Genomic DNA, 25,705 nt, shown 5'->3' with positions numbered 1-25,705 from the left:
CGCGCGCCGTCCGTCAACCGGCTCCGTGCCGGGCCGACCGGACTATCCGGCCGGTGCAGCGCTGAACCGGTCGAGCGACGGGCCGCCTGCGGCCGCCCGGCTACGATCGAGGCGATGGCCTCTCCCCGCTCCGGCAACCCCGCTCGCCGCGCCCAGCACGAGGGCACCGCGCCCTCGCCCGCCACCTGGCGCGACTGGATCGCCGCCGCCCGGCCCCGCACGCTCGGCATGGCGATCGCGCCGGTGGCGCTCGGCAGCGCGGCCGCGTTCAACGCCGAGGGCTTCCACCTCGGCATCGCGCTCGCGTGCCTCGCGCTCGCGCTCTGCATGCAGATCGGCGTGAACTTCGCCAACGACTACTCCGATGGGGTGCGGGGCACGGATGCGGTGCGCGTCGGGCCCGGACGCCTCGTCGGCGCGGGCAAGGCCAGCCCGGTCGCCGTGCGGAGCGTCGCGATCGGCTTCCTCGCCGCCGGTGCCATCGCCGGACTCGTCGTCGTGCTCGTGAGCGGCCGCTGGCTGCTGCTCGCCGTCGGCGTCGTCTGCATCCTCGCCGCGTGGGGCTACACGGGCGGCAAGCGCCCCTACGGCTACTACGCGCTCGGCGAGCTCATGGCGTTCCTGTTCTTCGGGCCGGTCGCCGTCGCCGGCACGACCTACGCGATCATCGGCCGCGTCACCGAGGACTCCCTCGCGCTCGGCGCCGCGATCGGCGCCATCTCGGCCGCGCTCATGCTGTGCAACAACCTGCGCGACATCGAGACCGACCGCGCGGCGGGCAAGCGCAGCCTCGCCACCCTCATCGGCCGACGCGCGTCGAAGGCGCTCTACGTGGCGCTCATGCTCGTGCCGTTCGTCATCCTGTGGATCTTCTCCTACGCGCTCGCCTACGGCTTCGCGGTCTTCGCGGTGCTGCTGCTCGCGGGCCCGGCGATGGTGATCGTGATCATGGCCCGCTCGCCGCGCGACCTCATCACGGCGCTCGGCCTCACCGGCATGACGGCGCTGCTCTACGGCGTCGGCCTCGCGATCGCGATCTGGGCCGGCCCGGCGGGCTTCGTCAGCGCCTGACGCGACTGCTGCGCCGTCTCGCCGCAGTCGTGACCGGATCGTGACCCCCCCGGCCCGTGCAGCCGTACGGTGAGGGCATGCGCCCCGATCGCTCCGCTCGTGCAGCAGCTGCGGGCCTGAGCCTGCTCGTCGGGGCCGTCGCGGTCTCGGTGGCGCTCGCGGGGTGCGCCGCGTCGACCGCCGGCACCCAGACGACCCCGGCGGCTCCGACGTCGTCGACCTCGCCCGCGCAGCCGTTGCCCGAGCCCGACCTGCAGCTGTGCCTCGACCGGAGCGCGCTCGGCTCGGAGCTCGCGATGCTGCCTGCATCTGCTGCCGCCGCCGATCGGATCAGGGCGGCGCTCATCGACGCGCGCCGGCCGCTGGTCGCGGCGCACCCCGAGTCCATCGCGACCGTCGACGTGCGCGGCGGCGCAGATCCGCGCCTCACGGTGGTCCCAGCGATGGGCGCGTCGATCGATGCGGAGCATGTCCGCGCGGCGCTCGCGACGATCGACGGCTTCGACGAGCTCGACGCGGCGATGGAGCACGTCGCGATCGAGGAGGCCGAGGGGCTGCCGTTCAGCGACGTCTGCGCTGCCTACACCGCCCTCGACCGCCTCGCGGAGGAGGAGGCGCTGCAGCCGCTCATCGTGCAGCTCGCGCTCGACCTCGCTGCGGGCCGCGTCGACGCGGCGGCGACCGACCCGGACGACCCGCGCCTGACGGCCATCGCCTTCCCGGAGGGATCCGTCGAGCTCGTCGAGTGGGAGGGCACGCTGCCGACGTTCACCGGATGAGCGCGGCGCGCCATGATGGACCCGTGCCGTCGAGGATGCCGGAGTTCGAGATGCCGCCGGAGCCGCCGGCCGGCGCGGTCGACGAAGGGCGCGACCGTGTCGACGCATCCCAGGCATCCGCCGCCGAGCCGCAGCCGGCGCCCGACGTCGACCGCACGGGCAACGGCGCTGGCCGCCGGAGGCTCATCGCCGGCGTCATCCTCGCCGCGCTGCTCGTCACGGGCGGCTCGACCGCCGCGATCGTGCAGGCCGTGCAGCGCCAGGCCGAGGCTGCCGACACCGCGGCGCTCACCGAGCTGGCGCTCGACTACATCGGGGCGATCGCCGACGGCCGCGCCGACGACGCGACCGCGCTCGTGCCGGTCGAGGGCGACGCACCGCTGCTGACCGACGCGGCGCTCGCCGCCGCCGACCGCACCCGGCGGTTCGACGTCGCGGCCGTCGAGCTCGACGGCGACGCCGCAGCCGTGCTCGTCGAGCTCTCCGGCGGCCCGGGCCGCATCGAGCGGCGGCTCGCCGCGGTGCGCGACCCGGACGGGTGGCGGCTGACGACGAGCCTCGCGGAGCGCGTCGTGCTCGAGCAGGAGCGCGGTGTCGGCGTGCTGCCGCGCCTGCTGGGCGTCGAGATCGGCGGCGTCGGCGGCACGCTGCTGTACCCGGGCCTCTACCGCACGGAGCCGATCGACGAGGGCCTCGTCAGCATCGAGCCGTCGACGATCCGCGTCGACGGCGACCCGGCGACGCCCGCAGAGACCGGGCTGCCCGCCTGGCGGGCGTCGGAGGGTCTCATCGACGAGGCCCGGCGGCTCGCCCTCGCGCACGGCGTCGCATGCCAGGCGGCGTCCAGCTGCCCGGCGCCAGCGGGGGCGCTGCTCGGCCTCGGCGACACCGCGCAGCTGCAGATCGCCGACGACGGCGCGCTCGAGCTCGACGTGCCCCTGCGTGCGCTCGCCGAGGGCTCCGCCGCGCCGGCCGATCTCTGGGTGGGGGTGCGCGCCACAGCCCGCGACGGCGGCGGCATCGACTTCGCCTGCACGGTGCGCCAGACGCGTGTCGGCGCCACCGCGACGCCGGAGGCCGAGGTGCCGCCCGAGTGGCAGCCCTGCGGCTGAGCGTCGCGCGCCGGGTTCAGCGGGGGCCGGATGCCTCGGGGTCGTCGCGCGGGTCGCGCGCGTCGGCGACCGGCTCGTCCGCCGTCGCCTGGGCGTCGTCCGCGTCGGGCGCCGCGGTCGGCCGATCGAGCGCCTCGTCCTCGACGTCCGCGTCGTCGGGGCCCGCGCCATCGCGCCTGCGGCCCTCGCGCATCCGCTGCAGGTCGGCCGCGGCCTCGTCGCGCAGTTTCGGGAAGAACACGATCGAGGCGGCGAAGGCGAAGGCGAGCGAGACGATGAGCGAGAGCCACCACGGCACCTGCGCGACCATCAGCACCGCGAACGGCACGAGGAAGAGCGCAGCGCGCACGAGCAGGTAGCGCATCGAGGGGGCCATGCACCAAGTCTATGAGCGCCCCATAGGCAGGGGACGTACGCTGGGGTCATGAGGTGGCTCATCATCGGCGGGATCCTGGCCCTCGTGGTCACGGTCTACGCGCTCGTCGACCTGACGGTCACCGACGATCGCCGCGTCCGCCGCCTCAACCGCGTGCTGTGGGTCGTGCTCATCGTCGTGGTCCCCGTCTTCGGACCGATCGCGTGGCTCGCGTGGGGCAAGGGCCCGCGCGCCGACGCCCGCCCGATGGCGCCCGACGACGACCCCTCGTTCTCCCGCTCGCCCGACGTGACCGACGAGGAGGCCGACCGCCGCATCGCCGAGATCGAGGCGCAGCTCGCCGCGCTCGAGTCCGAGGACTTCGGGCCTCCGCCTGCCCCCGAGCGCGCGCCCGACCCCGAGCCGCGGCCGAAGCCCCACCCGCCGGTCGTCGGCCCCGAGGACGAGGCCGACGGCGACGCCGACGGCACCGGGCGCCGCGCGCCCGACGACGGCGACGCCGCACGTGCCTGAGGCGGCCCTGCCGGCCGCCGCCTACGCCGACCGGCTGGTCGCCGCGCTCGCCGCCGCCGGGGTCGCCGACATCGTCGTCTGCCCGGGCTCCCGCTCGCAGGCCATCGCCCTCGCCGCCGCGCGCATGGCGCGCGAGGGCGAGCTCGCGCTGCACGTGCGCGTCGACGAGCGCACGGCCGCGTTCCTGGCACTCGGTCTCGCGCGCGAGACCGGCCGGCCCGCCGCGATCGTCGTCACGAGCGGCACCGCCGTCGCCAACCTGCACCCCGCGATGCTCGAGGCGCACCACAGCGACGTGCCGCTCATCGCGATCACCGCCGACCGTCCCGCCGAGCTGCAGGGCATCCGCGCCAACCAGACGGCGCACCAGCCGGGCATCTTCGGCGACGCGGCGCGCGTGCTGCTCGACATCTCGGCGGATGCGCTCGTCGACCCCGAGGGCGACGCGGTCGCCGCCGCGCGGGCCGCGCTCGGCTGGCGCGACGACGCGCACACCGAGCCCGGCCCCGTGCACCTGAACATCGCCTTCCGCGAGCCGCTCTCGGGCGGCGAGCCGGCGCGGCCGCTGCCCGTCGAGCGGGTCGAGCGCCCGCCCATGCCGACCGCCGTGCTGCGGCCGGCCGAGCGCACGGTGGTGATCGCGGGCGCCGACGCCGGGCCCGCGGCCGTCGACCTCGCCGAGGCGATCGCGGCGCCGCTCATCGCCGAGCCCACCTCGGGCGCGCGCTTCGGGCCGCTGCTCGTGCAGCACGGGCGCGACGTCATCCCGCAGCTCGCCGACGAGGTGCGCCGCGTCGTGGTCGTCGGCCACCCGACGCTGTCGCGGGCCGTGACCGGGCTCATCCGCCGCCCCGACGTCGAGGTCGTCGCGATCGGGCGCGCCGGGCAGGACAACGTGCGCGGCACCGGCGCGAGCACCGTGCTCAGCGGCCGCATCGAGGTCGAGGAGGCCGAGCCGGGCGCCGACGCCGACTGGATCGACCGCTGGGTGCGCGCCGGCCGCGCGCTCGCCGCCGAGCGCGACGCCGAGGCCGCCCCCGACTCGGCGCTCTCGCGCGCCGACTACGCGAAGGCGGAGCTCGCCGAGGGCCGCCGCCCCATCTCGCGCCGCGACCTCGTCACGCAGGTGTGGGAGCGCACCTGGCCGCACGACCGGCTCGTGGTCGCCGCCTCGCGACTCATCCGCGAGCTCGACGCGCACGCCGGTCCCAAGGCGGTCACCGCCCGAGCCAACCGCGGCCTCGCCGGCATCGACGGCACCGTGAGCACCGCATCCGGCATCGCCATCGCGCACGAGCGCTCCGGCGGCGCCGGACTCACGCGCCTGCTCATCGGCGACCTCGCGCTGCTGCACGACGCCGGCGGGCTGCTCGTGCCGCCGGGGGAGGAGCGGCCACGGCTGCAGATCGTCGTCGGCAACGACCGGGGCGGCTCGCTCTTCGACCTGCTCGAGGTCGCCGGGAGCGCCCACCTCGACGACTTCGCGCGCGTGCAGCGCACCCCGCACGACGTCGACCTCGAGCACCTCGCCGCCGCCTACGGCTGGCCCTTCGAGCGCGTCACCGATCGCGCCGGCCTCCGCCGAGCCCTCTCGCAGTCCCGACCGGGCATCATCGAGGCAGTGCTGGAAGGGGACACGGATGGGCAGCAGCAGCTCTGACCTGCGGATCGACGCAGGCTCGACGATCGTCGTCACCGGCGGCGCGAGCGGCATCGGGCGGCTCGTCGCGCTCGGCGCCGCCCGCCGCGGCGCGCACGTCGTCATCTGGGATCGCGACGGCGCCGCCGCACGCGTCGTGGCCGCCGAGGCCGACGAGGCGGGCGGGCGCGGCAGCGCGGTCGTCGTCGACCTCGCCGACGCCGACGCGATCGAGCTCGCTGCTGCCGAGACGCTCATGCTCGGCCCCGTCGACGTGCTCGTCAACAACGCCGGCGTGGTCTCTGGCCGCCCCCTCGCCGAGCTGACGCCGGCGCAGATCGACCGCACGATGCGCGTGAACGCGATCGCGCCCATCCTCGTCACCCGGGCGCTGCTGCCGGCCATGCGCGACCGCGGCCGCGGCCGCATCGTCACCGTGGCGAGCGCCGCGGGCTTCATCGGCGTCGCCGGCCAGACCGACTACGCCGCCTCGAAGTTCGCCGCCGTCGGCTTCATGGAGTCGCTGCGGGCCGAGCTCCGCAAGGAGCGCTCGCCCATCACGACCCTCACCGTCGCGCCGTTCTACATCGACACGGGCATGTTCGACGGCGTCACGACCAAGGTGCCGGCGCTGCTGCCGATCCTGTCGCAGGCGCGCGTCGCCACGCAGATCCTCGCCGCCATCGAGTCGCGCCGTCCGCTGCTCGCGCTGCCGCCGCTCGTGCGGCTCGTGCCCGTCATCAAGGCGCTGCCGACCGCCCTCGCCGACCTGGTGGCGGATGCGCTGGGCGTCAACGAGGGCATGGACGGCTTCACGGGACGCGCGGCCCCGTCGCCGTCGGCCGCGGAGCGGACGGAGCACCGCTGATGCGCTGGCCCTGGCAGCGCAGGCGCGAGCTGCCGCCGGTGCCGCAGGTGACCGAGGCGGTCGAGCGCCGGTGGATGCTGCCGCGCACCCTCATCGTGCTGCTGTCCGTCATCGCCGTGTTCGCGGTGCTCATCCTGCTCAGCCAGGTCGCATCGTTCCTCGCCCCCGTCTTCCTCGGCTTCAACCTCGTCATCGCCGTGATGCCGCTGCAGCAGTGGCTGCTGCGCATCGGCGCGCCCCGGATGGTCGCGGCCCTCGCGTCGCTGCTGACGGTCTACGCGTTCCTGCTCGCGCTCCTGTGGTCGATCTACTGGTCGGTGCAGTCGCTCGTGACCGAGCTCCCCGGCTACTCGGCCCGCTTCAACGCGATGTACCGCGACGTGCTCGCCTGGCTCGAGACCCTCGGCGTCTCGCAGGACGAGGCGCTCGAGCAGCTGCAGAGCGCCTTCAGCCCGAGCGCGATCGCCGGCGCCGTCGGCGCGCTCGCCTCCGACGCGGGCAGCGCGCTCGCCTTCGTCGCGACGCTCTTCGTCGTGGTCTTCTTCCTCGCCTGGGACTCCGTGCAGCTGCCCGAGCGCATGCAGCGCATCGCGGTGACGAACCCGGGCATGGTGCGCGGCATCGACCGCTTCGCCGCCGGGGTGCAGCGCTACTGGGTCGTGACGACGCTGTTCGGCCTCATCGTCTCGGCGCTCGACCTCATCGCGCTCATGCTGCTGGGGGTGCCGCTCGCGCTCGTCTGGGCCGTGTTCGCCTTCGTGACCAACTACATCCCCAACGTCGGCTTCGTGCTCGGCGTGATCCCGCCCACGCTCATGGCGCTGCTCGCCAACGGCCCCATCAACGCCCTCGCGACCGCGATCCTCTTCAGCGTCATCAACTTCGTGATGCAGTCGCTCGTGCAGCCGAAGGTCGCCGGGGATGCGGTGGGCGTCACGCCCGCGACCTCGTTCCTGTCGCTGCTCGTGTGGGCGTTCGCGCTCGGCCCCATCGGCGCGCTGCTGGCGCTGCCGTCGACGCTCGCGGTCAAGACGCTGCTGATCGACCCCGATCCGCGGCTCGCCTGGGCGAGCAAGCTCATGTCGAGCAAGCTCGACGCCCCGCCGGGCGGCAGGCTCGGCCGCGCCGTCGCGCCCGGCGTCCGGCCGCGCGCTGAGGGCTCACCGCAGACTCGCTGACAGCGGGGGCTAGTCTCTGGCCCATGACAGCGATCACCGACGCGCTCCGCATCACCCGCTCCGTCCGCCTCGACGACGTGGATCCCGCATCCACGCCCGGCTTCGACGGCGACAAGCTCGCGGGGCAGGCCGCGCTCGCGGCCGGGGCCGACCACCTCTCGCAGCTCCAGGAGCGGCTGTTCGCCGCGAGCAAGGCGGGCGACGAGCGCTCGGTGCTGCTCGTCGTGCAGGGGATGGACACCGCCGGCAAGGGCGGCATCATGCGCCACGTGCTCGGCCAGGTCGACCCGCAGGGCGTCAAGATCACCGCCTTCAAGGCGCCCACCGACGCCGAGAAGCGCCACGACTTCCTGTGGCGCTTCGAGCCGGCGCTGCCGACGGCCGGCCAGATCGCCGTCTTCGACCGCTCCCACTACGAGGACGTGCTGATCCACCGCGTGCGCGGCTTCTCGGCGCCCGACGTGATCCAGGAGCGCTACGGGAAGATCGTCGAGTTCGAGCGGGGGCTCGTGGAGCGCGGCATCGCGGTGGTCAAGGTGATGCTGCACGTCTCGTTCGAGGAGCAGGGCGCCCGCCTGCTCGAGCGTCTCGACCGCCCCGACAAGCACTGGAAGTACAACCCCAACGACGTCGAGGAGCGCACCCGCTTCCCCGACTACATGGAGGCGTACCAGATCGCCATCAACCGCACCGCGCGCGCCGCGGCGCCGTGGAACGTGGTGCCCGCCGACCGCAAGTGGTACGCGCGGCTCGCGGTGCAGGAGCTGCTCGTCGAGGCGCTCGAGGGCATCGACCCGCAGTGGCCCGAGGCCGACTTCGACGTCGCGGTCGAGCGCGAGAAGCTGATCGCCCTCGGCGGTACGCCGCCGACCGAGGAGGCGAAGGCCGAGGCGAAGGCGAAGGGCAAGGCCAAGGAGAAGCAGGCCAAGAAGGACAAGAAGCAGGCGAAGGCGGCGACCGAGTAGGGCGCCGCCTCCGGCTACGGCAGCGGGTCGGCGAGCGCGTCGGTGATCGGCCGCAGCTTCACAGCGGTCTCGGCGAGCTCGGCCGCGGGATCGGAGCCCGCGACGATGCCGGCGCCCGCGAACGCGCGGATCGCGCCGTCGGGCGCGATCTCGGCGCCGCGCAGCGCGATCACCCATTCGCCGCCGCCGTCGCCGTCGACCCAGCCGACCGGGCCCGCGTAGCGGCCGCGGTCGACGCCCTCGAGCTCGCGGATGATGCGCAGCGACGCCGCGCGCGGCGTGCCGGCGACCGCCGCGGTCGGGTGCAGCAGCGCGAGCACGTCGAGCGTCGAGCGCCCCTCGCCGAGCGTGCCGGTGATGTCGGTCGCGAGGTGCCAGAGGTTCGGCAGCCGCAGCGGGAACGGCTCCGACGCCCGCGCGTCGGGCGCGAGCTCGCGCAGCACCGCCATCGCCGAGTCGGCCGCGAACCGGTGCTCGCGCAGGTCCTTGTCGCCCGACGCGAGCGCCTCGGCGATCTCCGCATCGCGCGCCGGCGTCGCCCCGCGAGCCGCGGTGCCCGCGAGCACCCGCGAGAAGAAGTGCCCGCGGTGCGCCGCCACGAGCGTCTCCGGGCTCGCGCCGACGAGCCCGTCGACCGCGTACGTGACGGCATCGGGGTAGCGCTGCACGAGCCCGACCGCGACCGAGCGCACGTCGCCGTCGGGCGGCAGCTGCCCCACGCGGTCGCGCGCGACCACGAGCTTCTCGGCCTCGCCCGAGCGGATGCGCTCGGTCGCCTCGGCCACGACGGCCCGGTAGCGCTCGGCGTCGATCGCGCCGTCGGCCAGCTCGACGCGCACCTCGTCGACCGCCGTCGGGTGCAGGCGGCCCTCGTCGCCGATCCAGGTGATCCACTCGTCGTCGCCGCGGCGCCCCACCACGACCTGCGGCACGATGAGCACGCTCGTGGCCGCCGAGTCGTCGTCGAACGCGAAGGCGCCGAAGGCGACGAGCCCCGTGCCGGGCACGCCGACCGCGTCGTCGACGACCGCGTCCTCGGCGACCCGACGCCACGCATCCGCCGCGTCCGACAGCCGGGACGGGCCCGAGAACTCGAGCCGGAGCGCCTCGCCGCGGCCGACGATGCCGTCGGCGCCGCGCCGGATCGCGAGCGGCGCGCGCGGGTCGGCGTGCTCCAGCAGGCGCCCGAGCTCCGCGCGCTCGGTGCGCACCCGCAGGCCTGGCATGCCAGCCAGCCTATGCCCGCGGAGCCTGGGCGGCGGCAGGGGAGCGGGCAGGCGGGGACGCCTAGGATGGAGCACGTGAGCCGAGCAGACATGCAGAAGGACCCGGACCAGGTCGCGGGCATGTTCGACGCGACGGCGAAGCGCTACGACCTGCTGAACTCGCTGCTGTCGGGCGGCAACGACCGCTTGTGGCGCATCCACATGCAGCGCGCCGTCGCCCCGAAGCCGGGCGAGCGCATCCTCGATGTCGCCGCCGGCACCGGCGCCTCGTCGGCGCCGATGGCGAAGGCGGGCGCGCTCGTCACCGCCCTCGACATCAGCCACGGCATGCTCGAGGAGGGCCGCAGGCGCCACCCCGACATCGAGTTCGTGCAGGGCTCGGCCGAGGAGCTGCCGTTCGACGGCGACACCTTCGACGCCGTCACCATCTCGTTCGGGCTGCGCAACGTGCAGCAGCCGCGCGCCGCGCTCAGCGAGTTCCACCGGGTGCTGAAGCCCGGCGGCCGGCTGGTCGTCTGCGAGTTCTCGCAGCCGCCCGTGAACGTCGTGCGCAAGAGCTATGAGCTCTACCTGCGCACGGTGCTGCCGGGCCTCGCCAAGGCCGCCAGCAGCAACCCCGAGGCCTACCGCTACCTCGTCGAGTCGATCGCCTCGTGGCCCGACCAGCAGGCGCTCTCGCAGTGGATCCGCACCGCCGGCTTCATCCGCGTCGCGCACCGCAACCTCACGCTCGGCGTCGTCGCGCTGCACCGCGGCCGCAAGCCGAGCGAGCAGACCGCTGCCATGCGCCTCGCGCGCCACGCGCAGCCGGAGGAGCAGGGCTCCTGATGCCGACCATCGCCGAGGCCTTCGGGCTCAGGGGGCCGCGGTTCGCGTCGCCCGCCGACTGCCGCGTCGTCGACGCGGTCGAGCGGGGCCTCGACGAGCTCGAGGGGCGGCTCGACCGGCACGTGCGCGTCGCCGACCCGGTCGCCGACGCGGCCACCCGCTACCTGCTCGAGGCCGGCGGCAAGCGCGCCCGGCCGCTGCTGCTGCTGCTCGCCGCCCACCTCGGCTCCGGCATCGACGACCGCGTGCTGTCGGCGGCCGAGCTCGTCGAGATCACGCACCTCGCGAGCCTGTACCACGACGACGTGATGGACGAGGCCGACACCCGCCGCGGCGTGCCCTCGGCGCACACGGTGTGGGGCAACAGCGTCGCCATCCTCGCCGGCGACCTGCTGTTCGCGCGCGCCGGCCAGATCGCCGCGCCTCTCGGCTCGGAGGTCGCCGAGCTGCAGGCGCGCACCTTCGAGCGGCTGTGCCTCGGCCAGCTGCACGAGACGCTCGGCCCCGGCGACGCCGACCCGGTCGACCACTACCTGCAGGTGCTCTCCGACAAGACCGGCTCGCTCATCGCGGCCGCGGCCGAGCTCGGCGTCGTCGTCAGCGGCGCCGACCCCGCCCACCGCGCGGCGCTGCGCGAGTTCGGCGAGCGCATCGGCGTCGCCTTCCAGCTCGTCGACGACGTGATCGACCTCTCCGCCGACCCCGAGACGGGCAAGGACCAGGGCAACGACGTGCGCGCGGGCGTGGCCACCCTCCCGGTGCTGCTGCTCGCCCGACGCGACGACGACGCATCCGCGTCCCTGCTCGCGCGCCTGCGCGAGCCGGCCGACGACGCCGACCTCGCCGCCGCCGTCGCCGAGCTCGCCCAGCACCCGGTGGTCGACGACACCGTCGCCGAGGCGGAGCGCTGGCAGCGCGAGGCGCTGCACGCGCTCGCGTCGCTGCCCTCGGGCACCGTGCGGCGCGCGCTCGAGGCCTTCGCCGAGCACGTCGTCTCGCGCACCCGCTGACTTCGCACCAGACCGGGCGGCGCGGCCGCCCCGCATCCCGAGGAGGACCGTGAGCGCTCCGCTCCGCATCGCCGTGGTCGGCGCCGGCCCCGCCGGCATCTACGCCGCCGACATCCTGAAGAAGTCGGTCGCCGAGGCCGGAGGCGACGTGCTCATCGACCTGTTCGAGCACCTGCCCGCGCCCTACGGGCTCGTCCGCTACGGCGTCGCGCCCGACCACCCCCGCATCAAGGGCATCATCGCCGCGCTCCGCGAGGTGCTCGAGTCGGGCGTCGTGCGCCTGTTCGGCAACGTGCGCTTCGGCGAGGACATCCACGTGGCCGACCTCGAGCGGCTGTTCCACGGCGTGATCTTCGCGACCGGCGCCACGAAGGACGCCCCGCTCGAGATCCCCGGCATCGACCTGCCCGGCTCCTACGGCGCCGCCGACTTCGTCTCCTGGTACGACGGCCACCCCGACGTGCCCCGCGAGTGGCCGCTCGAGGCGAAGGAGATCGCCGTCATCGGCAACGGCAACGTCGCGCTCGACGTCGCCCGCATGCTGGTGAAGCACCCGGAGGACCTGCTCCCCACCGAGGTGCCCGCCAACGTCGTCGCCGGCCTCGAGGCATCCCCGGTCACCGACGTGCACGTCTTCGGCCGCCGCGGGCCGCTCGGCGTGAAGTTCACGCCGCTCGAGCTGCGCGAGCTCGGCGAGCTGCGCGACGTCGACATGATCCTCCACGACGAGGACTTCGGCGTCGACCCCGACGAGGAGCAGCAGAAGCAGAACAAGCAGATCCTCGTCATCTCGCGCGTGCTCGACCAGTGGCGCCAGCGCGAGGTCGGCCACGCCTCCCGCCGCCTGCACCTGCACTTCTGGTCGCGGCCGGATGCGGTGCTCGGCGACGGCAGGGTCGAGGCGCTGCGCGTCGAGCGCACGCGCCCGACGGAGCACGGGCTCGAGGGCACCGGCGAGTTCCGGGAGATCCCCGTGCAGGCCGTCTACCGCGCGGTCGGCTACTTCTCGTCGCCGCTGCCGGAGGTGCCCTTCGACGAGCGCCGCGGCGTCATCCCGAACATCGCCGGCCGCGTGCAGGACGGCTCGCGCCCCGTGCCCGGCATGTACGCGACGGGCTGGATCAAGCGCGGACCGGTGGGCCTCATCGGCCACACGAAGTCCGACGCGAAGGAGACCATCGAGCAGCTGCTCTCCGACGAGCACTCGTGGTGGACCCCCGAGCCGTACGACGCGGATGCCGTGCCGCGGCTGCTCGCCGAGCGCGGCGTCGCCTGGACCGACATCGCCGGCTGGATCCGCCTCGACGAGCACGAGATGGCGCTCGGCGCCCCGCACGGCCGCGCCCGCGTCAAGGTGGTGCCGCGCGACGAGATGATCGCCGTCTCGCGCGACGAGCGCTGACTTGGAGCCCGCCGGGCTGCTGCTGATCGCGCTCGCCGCCGTCGGCGCGGGCGCGATCAACGCGGCGGCCGGCGGCGGCACGCTCATCACCTTCCCGGCGATGCTCGCGGCAGGCATGAGCCCGCTCGCGGCGAACATGACGTCGTCGATCGGGCTGCTGCTCGGCACGCTCGGCGGCGCGTGGAGCTACCGGCAGGAGCTGCGCCGGCAGCGCCGGCGGTTCCTCGTGAACGCGCCGTTCGCGGCGGTCGGCGGCGCGGTCGGCGCGGTGCTGCTGCTGCTCACGCCCTCCGACGCGTTCACCGCGATCGTGCCCTGGCTCGTGCTCGCGGCGGCCGCGCTGTTCGCCGTGCAGCCGCTCATCGCCGCCCGGCTCGGGCGCTCGGCCGACGACGCCTACGACGTGGATGCGACGGGCGGCTGGGCGGCGAAGGCCGCGTTCGTGCTCATCGGCGTCTACGGCTCCTACTTCGGCGCCGGCATCGGCGTGATGATGCTCGCGATGCTCGGCCTCCTGATCCACGACTCGCTGCAGCACCACAACGCGCTGAAGAACGTCGTCGCGGGCGTCATCAACGGCACGGGCGCGCTCATCCTCGCCTTCTCGCCGCTCGTCGACTGGGGCGTCGTGGTCGTGATGCTCGGCGGCTCGCTGCTCGGCGGCATCGCCGGCGGGTGGCTGTCGCGGCGGGTGCCGTCGTGGCTGCTGCGCGCCGTCGTGATCGCCTTCGCGCTGGGCGTGGCGCTCGCGATGCTGCTCGGCTGAGCGGCTACTGCAGCGCCGAGCTCAGGCGCGCGATGCTGTCGAACATCTGCGCCACCCGGTGCCGGGCCATCCACGCCTCGAGCGTGAGCTCGGTCGACTGCTGGCGGTACGCCTCGGCGATGCCCTCGAGCTGCGCCACCATCCCGTGGCCCTCGACGAGCATCGAGACCTCGAAGTTCAGGCCGAACGACCGCATGTCGATGTTCGACGAGCCGATCACCGAGACCTGGTCGTCGAAGGTCATGAACTTCGAGTGCAGCACCGTCGGCTTCGCGAAGAGGGTGATGCGCACGCCCGCCCGCAGCAGCTCCTCGTAGTAGGAGCGCTGGGCGTGGTACGTCCAGAACTGGTCGCCGATCTCGCTCGCGAAGAGCTCGACGTCGACGCCGCGCATCGCCGCCGACGTGATCGCGTAGCGCATCGTCTCGTCGGGCACGAAGTAGGGGCTCACGATCGTGATGCGCTCCTGCGCCGCGTGCACGAGCTCGACGAAGATGCGCAGGTTGATCTCGCCCTCGAAGCCGGGGCCGGAGGGCACGACGGATGCGTTGAGGTCGCCGTCGGGCGTCGTCGCGCTGGTCGCGAGCTCGGCGAGCTCGTTCGTCTCGGCCCACCAGTCCGACCAGAACAGCACGTCGAGGGCGCGCACGGGCGGCCCCGAGAACTCGAGCCAGGTGTCGCGCCACTGCAGGCCGCGGCGGAGGTTCTTGCGCAGCAGGTAGGAGGGGTCGACGAGGTTGAGCGAGCCCGTGAAGCCGACGGCGCCGTCGATGACGACGAGCTTGCGGTGGTTGCGCAGGTCGGGCCGCTGCCACTGCCGGCGGAGGGGGCGCAGCGGCAGCATGTCGCGCCACTCGGCGCCCATCGCCTCGAGCCTCGCGATGGTCTGCTTGCGGCGCGGGTAGCGGCGGCTCGTGAGGTGGTCGACGAGCACCCGCACGGTGACGCCGCGCGCGGTCGCGCGCTCGAGCGCGGCGAAGAACACCTCGGTGCGCTCGGAGGCGACGAGCAGGTAGAACTCGACGTGCACGAACGACTCGGCCTCGTCGATGCGCCGTGCCATCGCCTCGAGCTGCGCGTCGAACTCGCCCCACACGATGGCCTCGGCCGGGCCCAGGTGCGGCATCGACGACAGCGAGCGGTTGAGCTGCAGGATGCCGCCGAGCCACTCCGGCCGGTCGCGGGGCGCGGGCGCGTCGTCGATGTCGAGGGTGCTCTCGCCGATGAGCTCCTGGATGGCGGCCATCTTCTCGCGCCGCCCCCGCGAGAGGCGGTTGTTGCCGAGCAGGCCGAACAGGATCCAGCCGAGGATGGGCTGGATCATGATGATGAGCAGCCACGCGATCGCCGAGGCGGGCCGCCGCTCGTAGGGCACGACGACGAGGGCGAGCAGGCGCAGCGCGATGTCGAGTGCGATGAAGAGCGCGCCGAGGACCTGGGCGACGGTCGGGTCCACCTGGTTCGCTCAGCCCGGCGTCAGCGGAAGTTGACGAACTGCAGGTCGATGTCGAGGTCGGCGCCCTTGAGCAGCTGGATCGTCGCCTGCAGGTCGTCGCGGCTCTTCGAGGTGACGCGCACCTCGTCGCCCTGGATCTGCGTCTTGACGGTCTTGGGGCCCTGCTCGCGCACGAGCTTCGTGACCTTCTTGGCGTCCTCGCTCGAGATGCCGTCCTTCAGGCCGATCTCGATGCGGAACTCCTTGCCCGAGGGGTAGGGGTCGCCCTGGTCGAGCATCTTCAGGTCGATGCCGCGCTTGATGAACTTCGACTGCACGACGTCGAGCACCGCCTTGACGCGCTCCTCGCTCGAGGCCTTCAGCAGCAGCTTCTCGCCGCTCCACGCGACATCCGCCCCGACGCCCTTGAAGTCGTAGCGCTGCTCGACCTCCTTGCGCGCCTGGTTGACGGCGTTGTCGGCCTCCATCTTGTCGACCTTGCTGACTACATCGAACGAGGAATCTGCCATGCCCCGATCCTAGGCGTCCCCGCCGCTCCGCCCCATCCCTCGCTGAGCGGCGCCGCGCGGGCGAGGCCGGCGGGAACGACGAAGCCCCGCCTCGAGGGCGGGGCTTCCGGATGTGGCGAGTGAGGGATTCGAACCCCCGAAGTCGATGACAGCTGATTTACAGTCAGATCCCTTTGGCCGCTTGGGTAACTCGCCGAGGCCGTGCAGGCCGTCGTCAAGGATACATGGCCCACAGGAGCGCCTGCGACCTCCGCGCGACCTCCGTCGCGCGCGGTAGGTTCGAGGCATGCGCGAGCTCCACGAACTGAACGTCGGGCTCGCCGTCGAGGCGGCCGAGCTCGCGCGCACGCGCCGGGCCGAGGGCGTCGCGGTGGCCGCGAGCAAGTCGAGCCTCGTCGACATCGTCACCGAGGCCGACCGCGAGGTCGAGCGGCTCGTGGTCGACCGCATCCGCGCCGCGCGCCCCGACGACGGCATCCTCGGCGAGGAGGGTACGAGCGTCGCGGGCACGTCGGGCTTCACGTGGGTCATCGACCCGATCGACGGCACCGTCAACTACTTCTACGACATCCCCGCCTACGCGGTCTCGATCGCGCTCGTCGAGGGCGAGCCCGACCCGACCACCTGGCGCGCCGTGTCCGCCGCCGTCGTCAACGCCGCCACGGGCGAGCGCTACGAGGCGCTCCGCGGAGGCGGCGCCCGCCGCGACGGCCGCGAGATCCGGGTGGCGGATGCGGTGCCCGCCGAGGTCGCGCTCGTCGCCACGGGGTTCGGGTACGACGCGGGCCGCCGGCAGCGGCAGGCCGCTGTGGTGCAGCGCCTGATCGGCTCGGTGCGCGACATCCGGCGGGGAGGCTCGGCCTCGCTCGACCTCGCCTGGGTGGCCAGCGGCAGGCTGAACGCCTACTACGAGGTCGGGCTGCAGCCGTGGGACATGGCGGCCGGCGCTCTGCTCGTCGAGGAGGCCGGCGGCGTCGTGCGCGGATGGCAGGGGGCGCCGGCGAGCACCGCGTTCCTGCTGGCGGGGCACGCCCGGGTCGCCGACGAGCTGGCCGTGCTGCTCGCCGACATGCGTCCCGACGAGATCTGACGATCGGACACACCCTTGTCTCGCCGTTACCGATCCGTTACATTTGGTGGTCGGAGCGTGCGACGAGAGCATCCCCAGCGTGCCTTTGCACCTGACGTCCGGTTCATGCCACGATCGGTGGCGGCAGGGCTGCCATTCCGCTGGATCCAGCGCTTCGCGAACCCTGTGACCACGACCTCTAGGACGGCCCCCGCGTGACCAACCCCACCCGACGAGCACTCCGCTCGTCTGCTGAGGACGTCAGGCGACCCGCCGAGCAGGGGCTCACGCGACGCCAGCTGCGCGAGCAGCAGCGCGCGGCCGAGTCGATCGCGCTTACGGCGAGCGAGGCGCGCGCCGCCGAGCGCGTCATGGTCGTCGAGGGCTCCGCCCCGCTCTACACGACGCGTCGCGCCATGCGCGAGGCGGCCACGCGCATCGCCCACGAGCTGCCCGTGCAGATCGCCGAGCCGACCTTCACCGAGCCGCTCATCACGGTCGACGCGCCGTCGCTCGGCAACGGCGGCGACCAGGTGCCGGGGGTGCGCCAGCCGCGCGCGCTCGCGCCCCGCGTCGTGCGGCAGACCGTCTCGATCGCGCCGCCGCCGCGCCGCACCTCGAGCCTGCGCGGCATCGCGCAGAAGATCACCGCCGGCGGCGCGCTGCTGTTCATCGGCTCGCTCGTGGTCGTCACGTCGCTGCCCGCGCAGGCCGTGCAGTCGCCCACCGGGCTCGACCCCGAGGTCGCCGAGATCCACGAGGGCGAGCAGACCCTCGCCGGCGTCGCCACCGAGGGCACCACGTTCTTCGCCCGCGACGACGTGGTCGTCAACGACCAGATCGCCGCCGCCCGCATGTCCGAGGGCGAGCTCGCCGCATACCAGGCGGTCGCCGACGGCGAGTCGCCCGGCCCGTCCTACGGCGGCGACCCCGCGTTCCCGCAGGTGTGGGGGATGCTGAACACCGGCTTCGTACAGACGCCGTTCCCGGGCATGGACCAGGTGCCGATGTCGAGCGGCTTCGGCTACCGGCCCGGCGGCTTCCACGGCGGCGCCGACTTCACGCCGGGCCTCGGGACCGACATCCGCCCGATCGCGAACGGCGTCGTGTCGGCCGTGTGGCAGGGCAACAACCCTGGCGGCGGCGGCTACGCCGTCTTCATCGACCACAACATCGACGGCCAGTTCGTGCAGTCCTGGTACGCGCACATGCTGCCCGGCTCGATCCAGGTCGAGGTCGGCCAGGTCGTCGACATCACGACCGTCATCGGCCAGGTCGGCAACTCCGGCCGCTCGACGGGCCCGCACCTGCACCTCGAGCTGAAGAACAGCGACTACGTCTCGTACGACCCGGTGCTGTGGCTGCAGACGCGCGAGATGAACCTCGAGTACCGCGCGTACTGACGCGCCCGCACGCACGAAGGGGCCCGCCGAGCGGCGGGGCCCTTCGTCGTCGACGGAGGGTCAGCCGGTGCGGACCCACACGACGTCGTCGGCCGAGAGCGAGGCCGAGTCGAGCGGCGACGACGACAGCAGGATCTCGCCGCGCGGCACGTCGACCGCGTCGTGCCCGAGGTTCGCGACCACGGTCACCGGGCCGTTCCGGAACGCGAGCGCCGTCGGGCCCACGTCGAGCCACTCGAGCGCGCCCGAGCCCAGCTGCAGCTCCTGCCGCAGCGCGAGGGCGCGCCGGTACATCTCGAGCGTCGAGCCGGCGACGCCCTCCTGCGCGTCGCGCGCGAGCTGCGCCCACAGCGGCGGCTGGGGAAGCCACGTCTCGCCCGTGCCGCTGAAGCCGTACGCGGGCGCATCGGCCTCCCACGGGATCGGCACGCGGCAGCCGTCGCGGCCCCACAGCTCGCCCTGCGTGCGCGCGAACGTCGGGTCCTGCCGCTGGTGCGGCTCGATCGCGGTGACCTCGGGCAGCCCGAGCTCCTCGCCCTGGTACAGGTAGGCGCCGCCGGGCAGCGCAAGCATGAGCGCCGTCGCGGCGCGGCCGCGGCGCAGCGACACCACCGGGTCGGCCTTCGACTTCGAGGTCGGGCCGATGCCGGCGCCGTGGGGCGGCGGCGGCACGAGCGCGAGGCGCGTGCGGTGCCGGATCGTGTCGTGGTTCGAGAGCACCCAGGTGGGCGGAGCGCCGACCTCGCCGAAGGCGCGGATGGAGTCGTCGATCACCTGGCGCAGCAGCGTCGCGTCCCACGGCGTCTCGAGGTAGACGAAGTTGAAGGCCTGGTGCATCTCGTCCGGGCGCACGAAGCGCGCCATCTTCTCGAGCGGGCTCACCCACGCCTCGGCGCACAGCACGCGGTCGCCCTCGTACTCCTCGAGCACCAGGCGCCAGCGGCGGTAGATCTCGTGCACGTGCTCCTGGCCGAAGAAGGGCGAGTCCATCGAGCCGGCGGCGATGAGCTCCTCGTCGACGTCGGGCAGGCCCTCCGCCTTCGCGTTGCCGTGCGCGACGTCGACGCGGAAGCCGTCGACGCCCCGGTCGAGCCAGAAGCGCAGCACCTCGACGAACATGTCGCCGACGACCGGGTTGTCCCAGTCGAAGTCGGGCTGCGAGGTGTCGAACAGGTGCAGGTACCACTGGCCGTCCGGCACGCGCGTCCAGGCGGGGCCGCCGAAGACGCTCTGCCAGTTGTTGGGCGGCAGCTCGCCCTGCTCGCCCTTGCCGTCGCGGAAGATGTAGCGCGAGCGGGCCTCGCTGCCGGGCGCGGAGCGGAGCGCCTCCTGGAACCACGGGTGCTCGTTCGAGGAGTGGTTGGGGACGAGGTCGACGATCACCCGCAGGCCCAGCCCGTGGGCCGTCTCGAGCATCCGGTCGAAGTCGTCGAGCGTGCCGAACAGCGGGTCGACGTCCATGTAGTCGGCGACGTCGTAGCCCGCGTCGCGCTGCGGCGAGCGGTAGAAGGGGCTGAGCCACACGGCGTCGACGCCGAGCTCGGCGACCGCCGGCAGGCGGGACGCGATGCCGGCGAGGTCGCCGACACCGTCGCCGGATGCGTCGGCGAAGCTGCGCGGGTAGATCTGGTAGATGACTGCGGAGCGCCACCACTCGCCGCCGGGGGCGGCCTGGAGCGCTGCGGACTGCGTCTGAGCGTCGGTCATGGCACCAAGGCTAGGGGACGGCGCCCTCGGGCTCACCCGGGCGGCGAAGGTCACGACTTGCCAACGATTGCGCCGAGCGCGCCGCTCTCGGCTTGCATGACCGGGGGACGTCGGCCACGATGAGCCGGGCCCTGCCGACGATGGCCGTCGGCGACGGAGCCCCACAAGCGAAAGAAGGCACCATGAAGCACAGCGGCCTCATGAAGGCGGCCGGGGTCGGAGCGCTCGCGCTCACGCTCGCGGCCTGCGCCGGCGGCGGCACCCCCGCCCCCACGGAGGGCGGCAGCGAGAGCCCGGCGCCCCAGGGCGGCGGCGAGCTCGTCGTCTGGATGGACGAGAACCGCGCCGCGGCGCTCGAGGGCGTCGTCTCGACGTTCGAGGAGGAGACCGGCACGACCGTCGAGGTCGTCATCAAGGACTTCGGCACCATCCGCGACGACCTGACGACCCAGGCGCCGTCCGGCGAGGGCCCCGACGTGGTCCTCGGCGCCCACGACTGGATCGGCAAGCTCGTCCAGAACGGCGTCATCTCCCCGGTCGAGCTCGGCGAGATCGCCGGCGACTTCGAGGAGGTCTCGATCCAGGCCATGACCTACGAGGGCTCCGTCTACGGCGTGCCCGTCTCGATCGAGAACATTGCGCTCGTGCGCAACACGGCCCTCGCGCCCGAGGCGCCCGCGTCGTGGGACGACCTCGTCGCGACCGGCCAGGCCGCGGTGGAGTCCGGCGAGGCGGAGTTCCCGCTGCTCGTCGGCATCGACCCGAACAACGCCGACCCGTACCACCTGTACCCGATGCAGGCGTCGTTCGGCGGCCCCGTCTTCGGCATCAACGAGGACGGCTCGTACAACGCTGACGACCTGCAGCTCGGCAACGAGGGCAACGTCGCGTTCGCGACCGCGCTCGGCGAGTGGGGCGCGCAGGGCATCATCAACCCGAACATCTCGCAGGACATCGCCAAGGAGCAGTTCGCGAACGGCGCCTCGCCGTACACGATCACCGGTCCGTGGAACCTCAGCACCTTCCAGGACGCTGGCATCGAGTACGCGGTGAGCGAGATCCCCTCGGCCGGCGGCCAGCCCGCCACGCCGTTCGTCGGCGTGCAGGGCTTCATGGTCTCGGCCTACGCCAACAACCCGATCGTCGCGTCGCAGTTCATCACCGAGTACGTCGCCGGCGAGGAGGCCCAGACGGCCATCTTCGAGTCGGGCCAGCGCGCCCCCGCGCTGTCGTCGGCCTTCGAGGCCGCGCAGTCGAACGAGGACGTCGCAGCGTTCGGCGCCGTCGGCGCCGAGGGCGTCCCGATGCCGAACATCCCCGAGATGGACGCGCTGTGGGCCGACTGGGGCACCACCGAGGCGCAGATCATCGCGCAGCAGGGCGGCGACCCCGCCGCGCTGTGGACCGCGATGGCGGAGAAGATCCAGGGCACCCTGGAGGGCTGATCCCCTCATGGCGGCGGCCGGCCCTGCTGGGGCCGGCCGCCGTCCCATCCCATCGGCCGCGCCCATCCGGGGCGCAGAGGAGATCCGTGTGACGACGACGTCCGCCCCGAAGGCGCCCGCGAAGGCCCCGAAGCGGGGCATCCACCACCAGCCGCCGAGCATGCGCGTGCTCGCCGTGAAGATCGTGCTGCTCTCGCTCGTCGACGCCGTCGCGGTGTTCGCGATGTCGGCGCTCTTCTTCAAGGGCGACTACGCGGTCGCCGGCATCGTGCTCATCGTCACGCTGCTGGTCAACTGGATCTACCTCAGCCCGGGCCTGCTGCCCGCGAAGTACCTCACGCCGGGCCTCATCTTCCTCGGCATCTTCCAGATCTTCGTGATCGTCTACTCGATGATCATCGCCTTCACGAACTACGGCGACGGCCACAACTCCACCAAGGAGGACGCCGTCGCATCGATCGTGCTGCAGAACACGCAGCGCGTCGAGGGCTCGCCCGCCTACCGCGTCACCGTCGTCGACGGCCTGGGCGGACTCGGCCTGCTCGCGACCTCGCCCGAGGGCGAGGTGCTCGTCGGCACCCAGGAGGAGCCGCTCGAGCCCGTCGACCCGGGCGCCGTCACGCTCGAGGGTGAGCGCGCCGTCGCCGTCGAGGGCTGGACGAGCCTCGCCATGCAGGACATCCTGCAGCGCCAGCAGGAGATCGCGGCGCTGCAGGTGCCGCTCTCCGACGACCTCGCCGACGGCTTCCTGCGCACCACCGACGCGGTGAACGCCTACGTCTTCGAGTCGACCTTCGTCTACGACGAGGCCGCCGGCACCATGACCGACACGCTCACCGGCACGGTCTACGAGGATCGGGGCAACGGCGCCTTCGAGTCCGCCGACGGGCAGCAGCTCGGCACCGGCTGGCAGATCTTCGTCGGCGGCGAGAACTTCCTCTACCCGTTCGAGAACCCCCGCTACGGCGGTGCGCTGCTGTCGGTGATGGCCTGGACGTTCGCGTTCGCGATCCTGTCGGTCGGCATCTCGTTCTTCCTCGGCCTCTTCCTCGCGATCGCGCTCAACGACCCGCGCATGCGGTCGAAGCAGGTCTACCGGGTGCTGTCGATCCTCCCGTACGCGTTCCCGTCGTTCCTCGGCGCGCTCGTGTGGCTGGGCCTGCTCAACACCGAGTTCGGCTTCGTCAACAACGCCATCTTCGGCTCCGCCGACATCCCGTGGCTCACCGATCCGTGGCTCGCGAAGGTCTCGATGATCGTCGTGAACGTCTGGCTCGGCTTCCCCTACATGTTCCTCATCTGCCTCGGCGCGCTGCAGTCGATCCCGGAGGAGCTCACCGAGGCGGCCGCGGTCGACGGCGCGACGGGCTGGCAGGTGTTCGGCCGCATCAAGTTCCCGCTGCTGCTCGTCTCGACGGCGCCGCTGCTGATCTCGTCGTTCGCGTTCAACTTCAACAACTTCAACACCATCTACATGCTCACGCGCGGCGGCCCGCGCATGCAGGGCATCGAGGAGAACGTCGGGCACACCGACCTGCTCATCACCCTCGTCTACAAGACCGCGTTCGAGGGCGGCACCCGCGACTACGGCCTCGCGGCCGCGCTCTCGATCATCATCTTCATCGTCGTCGCGACCGTCTCCGCGATCGCGTTCCGTCGCACCAAGGCGCTGGAGGATCTCAACTGATGAGCATCGACTCGAACCCGGTCGCCCCGCCGAAGGAGCGCACCCCCGTCCCGCAGCCCCGCATGCGGTTCGGCAAGTGGATGCGCGAGCTCGGCTGGCGGCACCTCGTCGGCATCGCGGTGGTCATCTTCGCGACCTTCCCGCTCGTCTACGTGCTGAGCGCATCCCTCAACCCCGGCGGCACGCTCACCGGCTCGAACGTGCTGTTCCGCGAGCTGTCGGTGCAGAACTACGTCGACCTCTTCAGCGATCCGCGCCGGCCCTACGGCGCCTGGTTCGCGAACACCATGATCGTCGGGCTCGCGACGTCGATCGGCACCGTGTTCCTCGGCGCGCTCGCCGCCTACGCGTTCAGCCGGATGCGCTTCACCGGCAGGCGGCCGGGCCTGCTCGCGCTCATCATCGTGCAGATGTTCCCGCAGCTGCTCGCGGTGGTCGCGATCTACCTGCTCATGCGCGGCATCGGCGAGGTGTTCCCCGCCATCGGCCTCGACTCGCTCATCGGCCTGATCATGGTCTACCTGGGCGGCGCCCTCGGCGTGAACACCTACCTGATGTACGGCTTCTTCAGCACCGTGCCCGCGTCGATCGACGAGGCGGCGAAGCTCGACGGGGCCGGCCACGCCCGCATCTTCTTCACGATCATCCTGCGACTCGTGGCGCCCATCCTCGCCGTCATCGGCCTGCTGTCGTTCATCGGCACGACGAGCGACTTCGTGCTGTCGTCGGTCATCCTCACGAGCCCCGACAAGCTGACGCTCGCGGTGGGCCTGTTCCGCTACGTCTCCGAGGAGACGAGCACCAACTACCCGGTCTTCGCGGCAGGCGCGGTGCTCGCGGCCATCCCCGTGATGGTGCTCTTCCTCTGGCTGCAGAAGTACATCGTCAGCGGCCTCACCGCGGGCGCCGTCAAGTAGGGCGTGCCGCGGCGCGCCGCGGTGTGGCACGGTAGGGGCATGTCCCAGACGCGTGCGCCGATCGACCGAGGCCGGTTCTCGAACAAGACGGTCTTCATCATGGCCGCGATCGGCTCCGCCGTCGGGCTCGGCAACATCTGGCGCTTCCCCTACGTGGCCTACGAGGGCGGCGGCGGAGCGTTCATCCTGCCCTACCTCGTGGCGCTGCTCGTGGCCGGCATCCCGCTGCTCCTGCTCGACTACGCGATCGGCCACTCGCAGCGCGGCTCGGCGCCGCTGTCGTTCGCGCGGCTGTCGCGGCGGCTCGAGTTCATCGGCTGGTGGCAGGTCGCCATCTGCGTCGTCATCTCGGTCTACTACGCGGCGATCCTCGCCTGGTCGGTGCAGTACGTCGGCTTCTCGTTCACGCAGGCGTGGGGCGACGACCCCGAGACCTTCTTCTTCGCCGACTTCCTGCAGGCCGCCGAGACGGGCGTCACGCTCGACTTCGTGCCGGCCGTGCTCATCCCGATGGTCATCATCTGGGCGGTGGCCATCGCGGTCATGGCGCTCGGCGTCCAGAAGGGCATCGGCGCGACCGCGGTCATCTTCATCCCGGTGCTGCTGATCGCCTTCGGCGCGCTCGTCGTGCAGGCGCTCACGCTCCCGGGCGCGATCGACGGCCTCCAGACCCTCTTCGAGCCCAACTGGGCGGCGCTGCTCGATCCGGCCGTCTGGGCGAGCGCCTTCGGCCAGATCTTCTTCTCGCTCTCGGTCGGCTTCGGCATCATGATCACCTACGCCTCGTACGTGGGCCGCAAGATCGACATGACGGGCTCCGGCTTCGTCGTCGGCTTCGCCAACTCCGGCTTCGAGCTGCTCGCCGGCATCGGCGTGTTCGCGGCGCTCGGCTTCCTCGCACAGGCATCGGGCGCGGCGGTCGCCGACGTGGTGGCCGGCGGCATCGGCCTCGCCTTCATCGCCTTCCCGGCGATCATCTCCGAGGCCCCGTTCGGGGCGCTGCTCGGCGTGCTCTTCTTCGTCTCGCTCGTGCTCGCCGGCTTCACGTCCCTCGTGAGCATCCTCGAGGTCGTCATCTCGGCCGTGCGCGACAAGCTCGAGATGAGCCGCATCGCCGCGACGCTCGCCGTGACCGTGCCGATGGCGGCCATCAGCATCCTGCTCTTCACGACCACGAGCGGCATCCTCGTGCTCGACATCGCCGACTACTTCATCAACCGCTTCGGCATCCTGCTCGTCGCGCTCGTCGCCATGCTGGCCGTGGCGTGGGCGGTGCGGCGCGTGCCGTGGTTCGCCGACCACATGAGCCGCTACGGCTCGGTGCGCCTCGGCCGCTGGTGGGTCGTGCTCGTCACGTTCGTCACGCCGGTGCTGCTCGCGGTCATGCTCGTGCTCGAGCTCGTGACCGCGATCGGCGAGCCCTACGGCGGCTTCCCGGCGTGGATGCTCGGCGTGTTCGGGTGGGGAGTCGCGGGCGCCGCGCTCGTGGCCGGCATCCTGCTCTCCATCCCGAAGTGGAAGGCGACGACGCCGCTCGAGGCGCCGGAGCACGACGAGGAGGTGATCCGATGACCGCCGGAGCGCTCGTGATGATGGTCGCGGCCATGGTCGTCCTGTGGGGCGGTCTCGCCGCGGCGATCGTGAACATCGTCCGCTTCCAGGGCGAGGAGCCCGCCGACTCGGGGCGCGACCTCTGAGCCCGGTCGAGCTTCCCCGAACCCCGCGGCTCCGGGCCGAGACCCCGCGGTTTCGGGAAGCTCGACACGTGCCCTAGCGTGG

At 72.8% G+C, this 25,705-nt stretch carries 24 protein-coding genes and 1 tRNA gene; 19 read left to right on the top strand and 6 right to left on the bottom strand.

Annotated elements, in window-relative coordinates; genetic code table 11:
* The first annotated feature begins 114 nt into the window (after positions 1–114).
* From J2X49_RS12230 to J2X49_RS12220, 3 genes are all read left to right on the top strand, one after another.
* A complete protein-coding gene (locus J2X49_RS12230) occupies positions 115–1,071 on the top strand; it encodes a 1,4-dihydroxy-2-naphthoate polyprenyltransferase (protein WP_310126727.1) in 957 nt (318 codons plus the stop codon).
* Between the two features lie 77 nt (positions 1,072–1,148).
* Positions 1,149–1,850: a hypothetical protein gene (locus J2X49_RS12225; RefSeq protein ID WP_310126724.1), complete on the top strand. Its 702-nt coding sequence runs from the start codon at positions 1,149–1,151 to the stop codon at positions 1,848–1,850.
* Positions 1,851–1,873: 23 nt separating this feature from the next.
* Positions 1,874–2,962 carry a hypothetical protein gene (locus J2X49_RS12220; RefSeq protein WP_310126720.1) on the top strand — a complete coding sequence of 363 codons (1,089 nt, stop codon included), beginning with the start codon at positions 1,874–1,876 and terminating at the stop codon, positions 2,960–2,962.
* Between the two features lie 16 nt (positions 2,963–2,978).
* Here J2X49_RS12220 and J2X49_RS12215 read toward each other — a convergent pair whose 3' ends face one another.
* A complete protein-coding gene (locus J2X49_RS12215; RefSeq protein WP_310126717.1) occupies positions 2,979–3,338 on the bottom strand; it encodes a DUF4229 domain-containing protein in 360 nt (119 codons plus the stop codon).
* 48 nt (positions 3,339–3,386) lie between these two features.
* On the opposite strand from J2X49_RS12215, the gene J2X49_RS12210 reads away from it, so the two are divergent.
* From J2X49_RS12210 to J2X49_RS12190, 5 genes are read left to right on the top strand one after another with little or no spacing between them, the layout of a single operon-like run.
* On the top strand, positions 3,387–3,851 hold the full coding sequence (locus tag J2X49_RS12210) for a PLDc N-terminal domain-containing protein (RefSeq protein ID WP_128188407.1): 465 nt from the start codon (positions 3,387–3,389) through the stop codon (positions 3,849–3,851).
* Positions 3,844–5,511: a 2-succinyl-5-enolpyruvyl-6-hydroxy-3-cyclohexene-1-carboxylic-acid synthase gene (menD, locus tag J2X49_RS12205; RefSeq protein WP_310126712.1), complete on the top strand. Its 1,668-nt coding sequence runs from the start codon at positions 3,844–3,846 to the stop codon at positions 5,509–5,511. Before J2X49_RS12210 ends, menD begins: the two co-directional genes overlap by 8 nt.
* A complete protein-coding gene (locus J2X49_RS12200; protein ID WP_310126709.1) occupies positions 5,492–6,358 on the top strand; it encodes an SDR family oxidoreductase in 867 nt (288 codons plus the stop codon). Before menD ends, J2X49_RS12200 begins: the two co-directional genes overlap by 20 nt.
* Complete coding sequence (locus tag J2X49_RS12195; protein ID WP_310126706.1) at positions 6,358–7,536, top strand: AI-2E family transporter; 1,179 nt, start codon at positions 6,358–6,360, stop codon at positions 7,534–7,536. The genes J2X49_RS12200 and J2X49_RS12195 overlap by 1 nt, the downstream gene beginning before the upstream one ends.
* 23 nt (positions 7,537–7,559) lie before the next feature.
* A complete protein-coding gene (locus tag J2X49_RS12190; protein ID WP_310126704.1) occupies positions 7,560–8,501 on the top strand; it encodes a PPK2 family polyphosphate kinase in 942 nt (313 codons plus the stop codon).
* 14 nt (positions 8,502–8,515) lie between these two features.
* Here the strand turns inward: J2X49_RS12190 and J2X49_RS12185 are convergent, their stop codons facing one another.
* Positions 8,516–9,727, bottom strand: coding sequence for an isochorismate synthase (locus J2X49_RS12185; RefSeq protein WP_310126702.1), 1,212 nt, complete (start codon positions 9,725–9,727; stop codon positions 8,516–8,518).
* A 66-nt stretch (positions 9,728–9,793) separates the two neighbouring features.
* Here J2X49_RS12185 and J2X49_RS12180 point away from each other — a divergent pair, with 66 nt between their 5' ends.
* From J2X49_RS12180 to J2X49_RS12165, 4 genes are read left to right on the top strand one after another with little or no spacing between them, the layout of a single operon-like run.
* A complete protein-coding gene (locus J2X49_RS12180; RefSeq protein WP_396131358.1) occupies positions 9,794–10,555 on the top strand; it encodes a class I SAM-dependent methyltransferase in 762 nt (253 codons plus the stop codon).
* On the top strand, positions 10,555–11,565 hold the full coding sequence (locus tag J2X49_RS12175) for a polyprenyl synthetase family protein (RefSeq protein ID WP_310126697.1): 1,011 nt from the start codon (positions 10,555–10,557) through the stop codon (positions 11,563–11,565). The genes J2X49_RS12180 and J2X49_RS12175 overlap by 1 nt, the downstream gene beginning before the upstream one ends.
* A 49-nt stretch (positions 11,566–11,614) precedes the next feature.
* The gene (locus J2X49_RS12170) at positions 11,615–12,967 is read left to right on the top strand and encodes an FAD-dependent oxidoreductase (protein ID WP_310126694.1); all 1,353 of its coding nucleotides are present in this window, start codon (positions 11,615–11,617) and stop codon (positions 12,965–12,967) included.
* A 1-nt stretch (position 12,968) separates the two neighbouring features.
* Positions 12,969–13,733 carry a sulfite exporter TauE/SafE family protein gene (locus J2X49_RS12165; protein ID WP_246992292.1) on the top strand — a complete coding sequence of 255 codons (765 nt, stop codon included), beginning with the start codon at positions 12,969–12,971 and terminating at the stop codon, positions 13,731–13,733.
* Between the two features lie 4 nt (positions 13,734–13,737).
* Here J2X49_RS12165 and J2X49_RS12160 read toward each other — a convergent pair whose 3' ends face one another.
* The 3 genes from J2X49_RS12160 to J2X49_RS12150 all read right to left on the bottom strand — a co-directional run bounded on the left by J2X49_RS12160 (position 13,738) and on the right by J2X49_RS12150 (position 15,893).
* On the bottom strand, positions 13,738–15,189 hold the full coding sequence (locus J2X49_RS12160) for a phospholipase D-like domain-containing protein (protein WP_246992289.1): 1,452 nt from the start codon (positions 15,187–15,189) through the stop codon (positions 13,738–13,740).
* 20 nt (positions 15,190–15,209) lie between these two features.
* Positions 15,210–15,698: a YajQ family cyclic di-GMP-binding protein gene (locus J2X49_RS12155; protein WP_128188398.1), complete on the bottom strand. Its 489-nt coding sequence runs from the start codon at positions 15,696–15,698 to the stop codon at positions 15,210–15,212.
* A gap of 113 nt (positions 15,699–15,811) precedes the next feature.
* Positions 15,812–15,893 (bottom strand) — tRNA-Tyr (locus J2X49_RS12150).
* Positions 15,894–15,984: 91 nt separating this feature from the next.
* On the opposite strand from J2X49_RS12150, the gene J2X49_RS12145 reads away from it, so the two are divergent.
* Positions 15,985–16,788, top strand: a complete 804-nt coding sequence (locus J2X49_RS12145) for an inositol monophosphatase family protein (protein WP_310126686.1) — start codon at positions 15,985–15,987, stop codon at positions 16,786–16,788.
* 194 nt (positions 16,789–16,982) lie between these two features.
* The gene (locus J2X49_RS12140; protein WP_310126683.1) at positions 16,983–18,170 is read left to right on the top strand and encodes a M23 family metallopeptidase; all 1,188 of its coding nucleotides are present in this window, start codon (positions 16,983–16,985) and stop codon (positions 18,168–18,170) included.
* Between the two features lie 60 nt (positions 18,171–18,230).
* On the opposite strand, the gene J2X49_RS12135 is transcribed toward J2X49_RS12140, so the two are convergent.
* Positions 18,231–19,877 (bottom strand): glycoside hydrolase family 13 protein, encoded by a 1,647-nt coding sequence (locus J2X49_RS12135; RefSeq protein ID WP_310126680.1) that lies wholly within the window; start codon positions 19,875–19,877, stop codon positions 18,231–18,233.
* A 182-nt stretch (positions 19,878–20,059) separates the two neighbouring features.
* On the opposite strand from J2X49_RS12135, the gene J2X49_RS12130 reads away from it, so the two are divergent.
* The 5 genes from J2X49_RS12130 to J2X49_RS12110 all read left to right on the top strand — a co-directional run bounded on the left by J2X49_RS12130 (position 20,060) and on the right by J2X49_RS12110 (position 25,623).
* The gene (locus tag J2X49_RS12130) at positions 20,060–21,322 is read left to right on the top strand and encodes a maltose ABC transporter substrate-binding protein (protein WP_310126678.1); all 1,263 of its coding nucleotides are present in this window, start codon (positions 20,060–20,062) and stop codon (positions 21,320–21,322) included.
* Between the two features lie 88 nt (positions 21,323–21,410).
* Entirely contained in the window at positions 21,411–23,009 is a 1,599-nt protein-coding gene (locus J2X49_RS12125; RefSeq protein ID WP_310126675.1) for an ABC transporter permease subunit, read from the top strand.
* Positions 23,009–23,926, top strand: coding sequence for a sugar ABC transporter permease (locus J2X49_RS12120; protein ID WP_396131353.1), 918 nt, complete (start codon positions 23,009–23,011; stop codon positions 23,924–23,926). Before J2X49_RS12125 ends, J2X49_RS12120 begins: the two co-directional genes overlap by 1 nt.
* Before the next feature lie 39 nt (positions 23,927–23,965).
* Entirely contained in the window at positions 23,966–25,498 is a 1,533-nt protein-coding gene (locus J2X49_RS12115) for a sodium-dependent transporter (protein WP_246992283.1), read from the top strand.
* A complete protein-coding gene (locus tag J2X49_RS12110) occupies positions 25,495–25,623 on the top strand; it encodes a methionine/alanine import family NSS transporter small subunit (protein ID WP_246992281.1) in 129 nt (42 codons plus the stop codon). The genes J2X49_RS12115 and J2X49_RS12110 overlap by 4 nt, the downstream gene beginning before the upstream one ends.
* Positions 25,624–25,705 lie beyond the last annotated feature (82 nt).

The sequence above is a fragment of the Agrococcus sp. BE272 genome (genome assembly GCF_031457935.1).
GTDB lineage: Bacteria > Actinomycetota > Actinomycetes > Actinomycetales > Microbacteriaceae > Agrococcus > Agrococcus sediminis.
Note: the sequence above shows the minus strand (reverse complement) of the source record. Positions and strands in the feature narration are given on the sequence as shown.

Excerpts from the sequence above, each read along its gene's own strand:
- J2X49_RS12200 (WP_310126709.1), top strand. The coding sequence starts at position 5,492 with ATGGGCAGCAGCAGCTCTGACCTGCGGATCGACGCAGGCTCGACGATC.
- J2X49_RS12185 (WP_310126702.1), bottom strand. The coding sequence starts at position 9,727 with ATGCCAGGCCTGCGGGTGCGCACCGAGCGCGCGGAGCTCGGGCGCCTG.
- J2X49_RS12225 (WP_310126724.1), top strand. The coding sequence starts at position 1,149 with ATGCGCCCCGATCGCTCCGCTCGTGCAGCAGCTGCGGGCCTGAGCCTG.
- J2X49_RS12175 (WP_310126697.1), top strand. The coding sequence starts at position 10,555 with ATGCCGACCATCGCCGAGGCCTTCGGGCTCAGGGGGCCGCGGTTCGCG.
- J2X49_RS12120 (WP_396131353.1), top strand. The coding sequence starts at position 23,009 with ATGAGCATCGACTCGAACCCGGTCGCCCCGCCGAAGGAGCGCACCCCC.
- J2X49_RS12130 (WP_310126678.1), top strand. The coding sequence starts at position 20,060 with ATGAAGCACAGCGGCCTCATGAAGGCGGCCGGGGTCGGAGCGCTCGCG.
- J2X49_RS12210 (WP_128188407.1), top strand. The coding sequence starts at position 3,387 with ATGAGGTGGCTCATCATCGGCGGGATCCTGGCCCTCGTGGTCACGGTC.
- J2X49_RS12135 (WP_310126680.1), bottom strand. The coding sequence starts at position 19,877 with ATGACCGACGCTCAGACGCAGTCCGCAGCGCTCCAGGCCGCCCCCGGC.
- J2X49_RS12215 (WP_310126717.1), bottom strand. The coding sequence starts at position 3,338 with ATGGCCCCCTCGATGCGCTACCTGCTCGTGCGCGCTGCGCTCTTCCTC.
- J2X49_RS12155 (WP_128188398.1), bottom strand. The coding sequence starts at position 15,698 with ATGGCAGATTCCTCGTTCGATGTAGTCAGCAAGGTCGACAAGATGGAG.
- J2X49_RS12230 (WP_310126727.1), top strand. The coding sequence starts at position 115 with ATGGCCTCTCCCCGCTCCGGCAACCCCGCTCGCCGCGCCCAGCACGAG.
- J2X49_RS12195 (WP_310126706.1), top strand. The coding sequence starts at position 6,358 with ATGCGCTGGCCCTGGCAGCGCAGGCGCGAGCTGCCGCCGGTGCCGCAG.
- J2X49_RS12115 (WP_246992283.1), top strand. The coding sequence starts at position 23,966 with ATGTCCCAGACGCGTGCGCCGATCGACCGAGGCCGGTTCTCGAACAAG.
- J2X49_RS12180 (WP_396131358.1), top strand. The coding sequence starts at position 9,794 with ATGGAGCACGTGAGCCGAGCAGACATGCAGAAGGACCCGGACCAGGTC.
- J2X49_RS12110 (WP_246992281.1), top strand. The coding sequence starts at position 25,495 with ATGACCGCCGGAGCGCTCGTGATGATGGTCGCGGCCATGGTCGTCCTG.
- J2X49_RS12190 (WP_310126704.1), top strand. The coding sequence starts at position 7,560 with ATGACAGCGATCACCGACGCGCTCCGCATCACCCGCTCCGTCCGCCTC.
- J2X49_RS12145 (WP_310126686.1), top strand. The coding sequence starts at position 15,985 with ATGCGCGAGCTCCACGAACTGAACGTCGGGCTCGCCGTCGAGGCGGCC.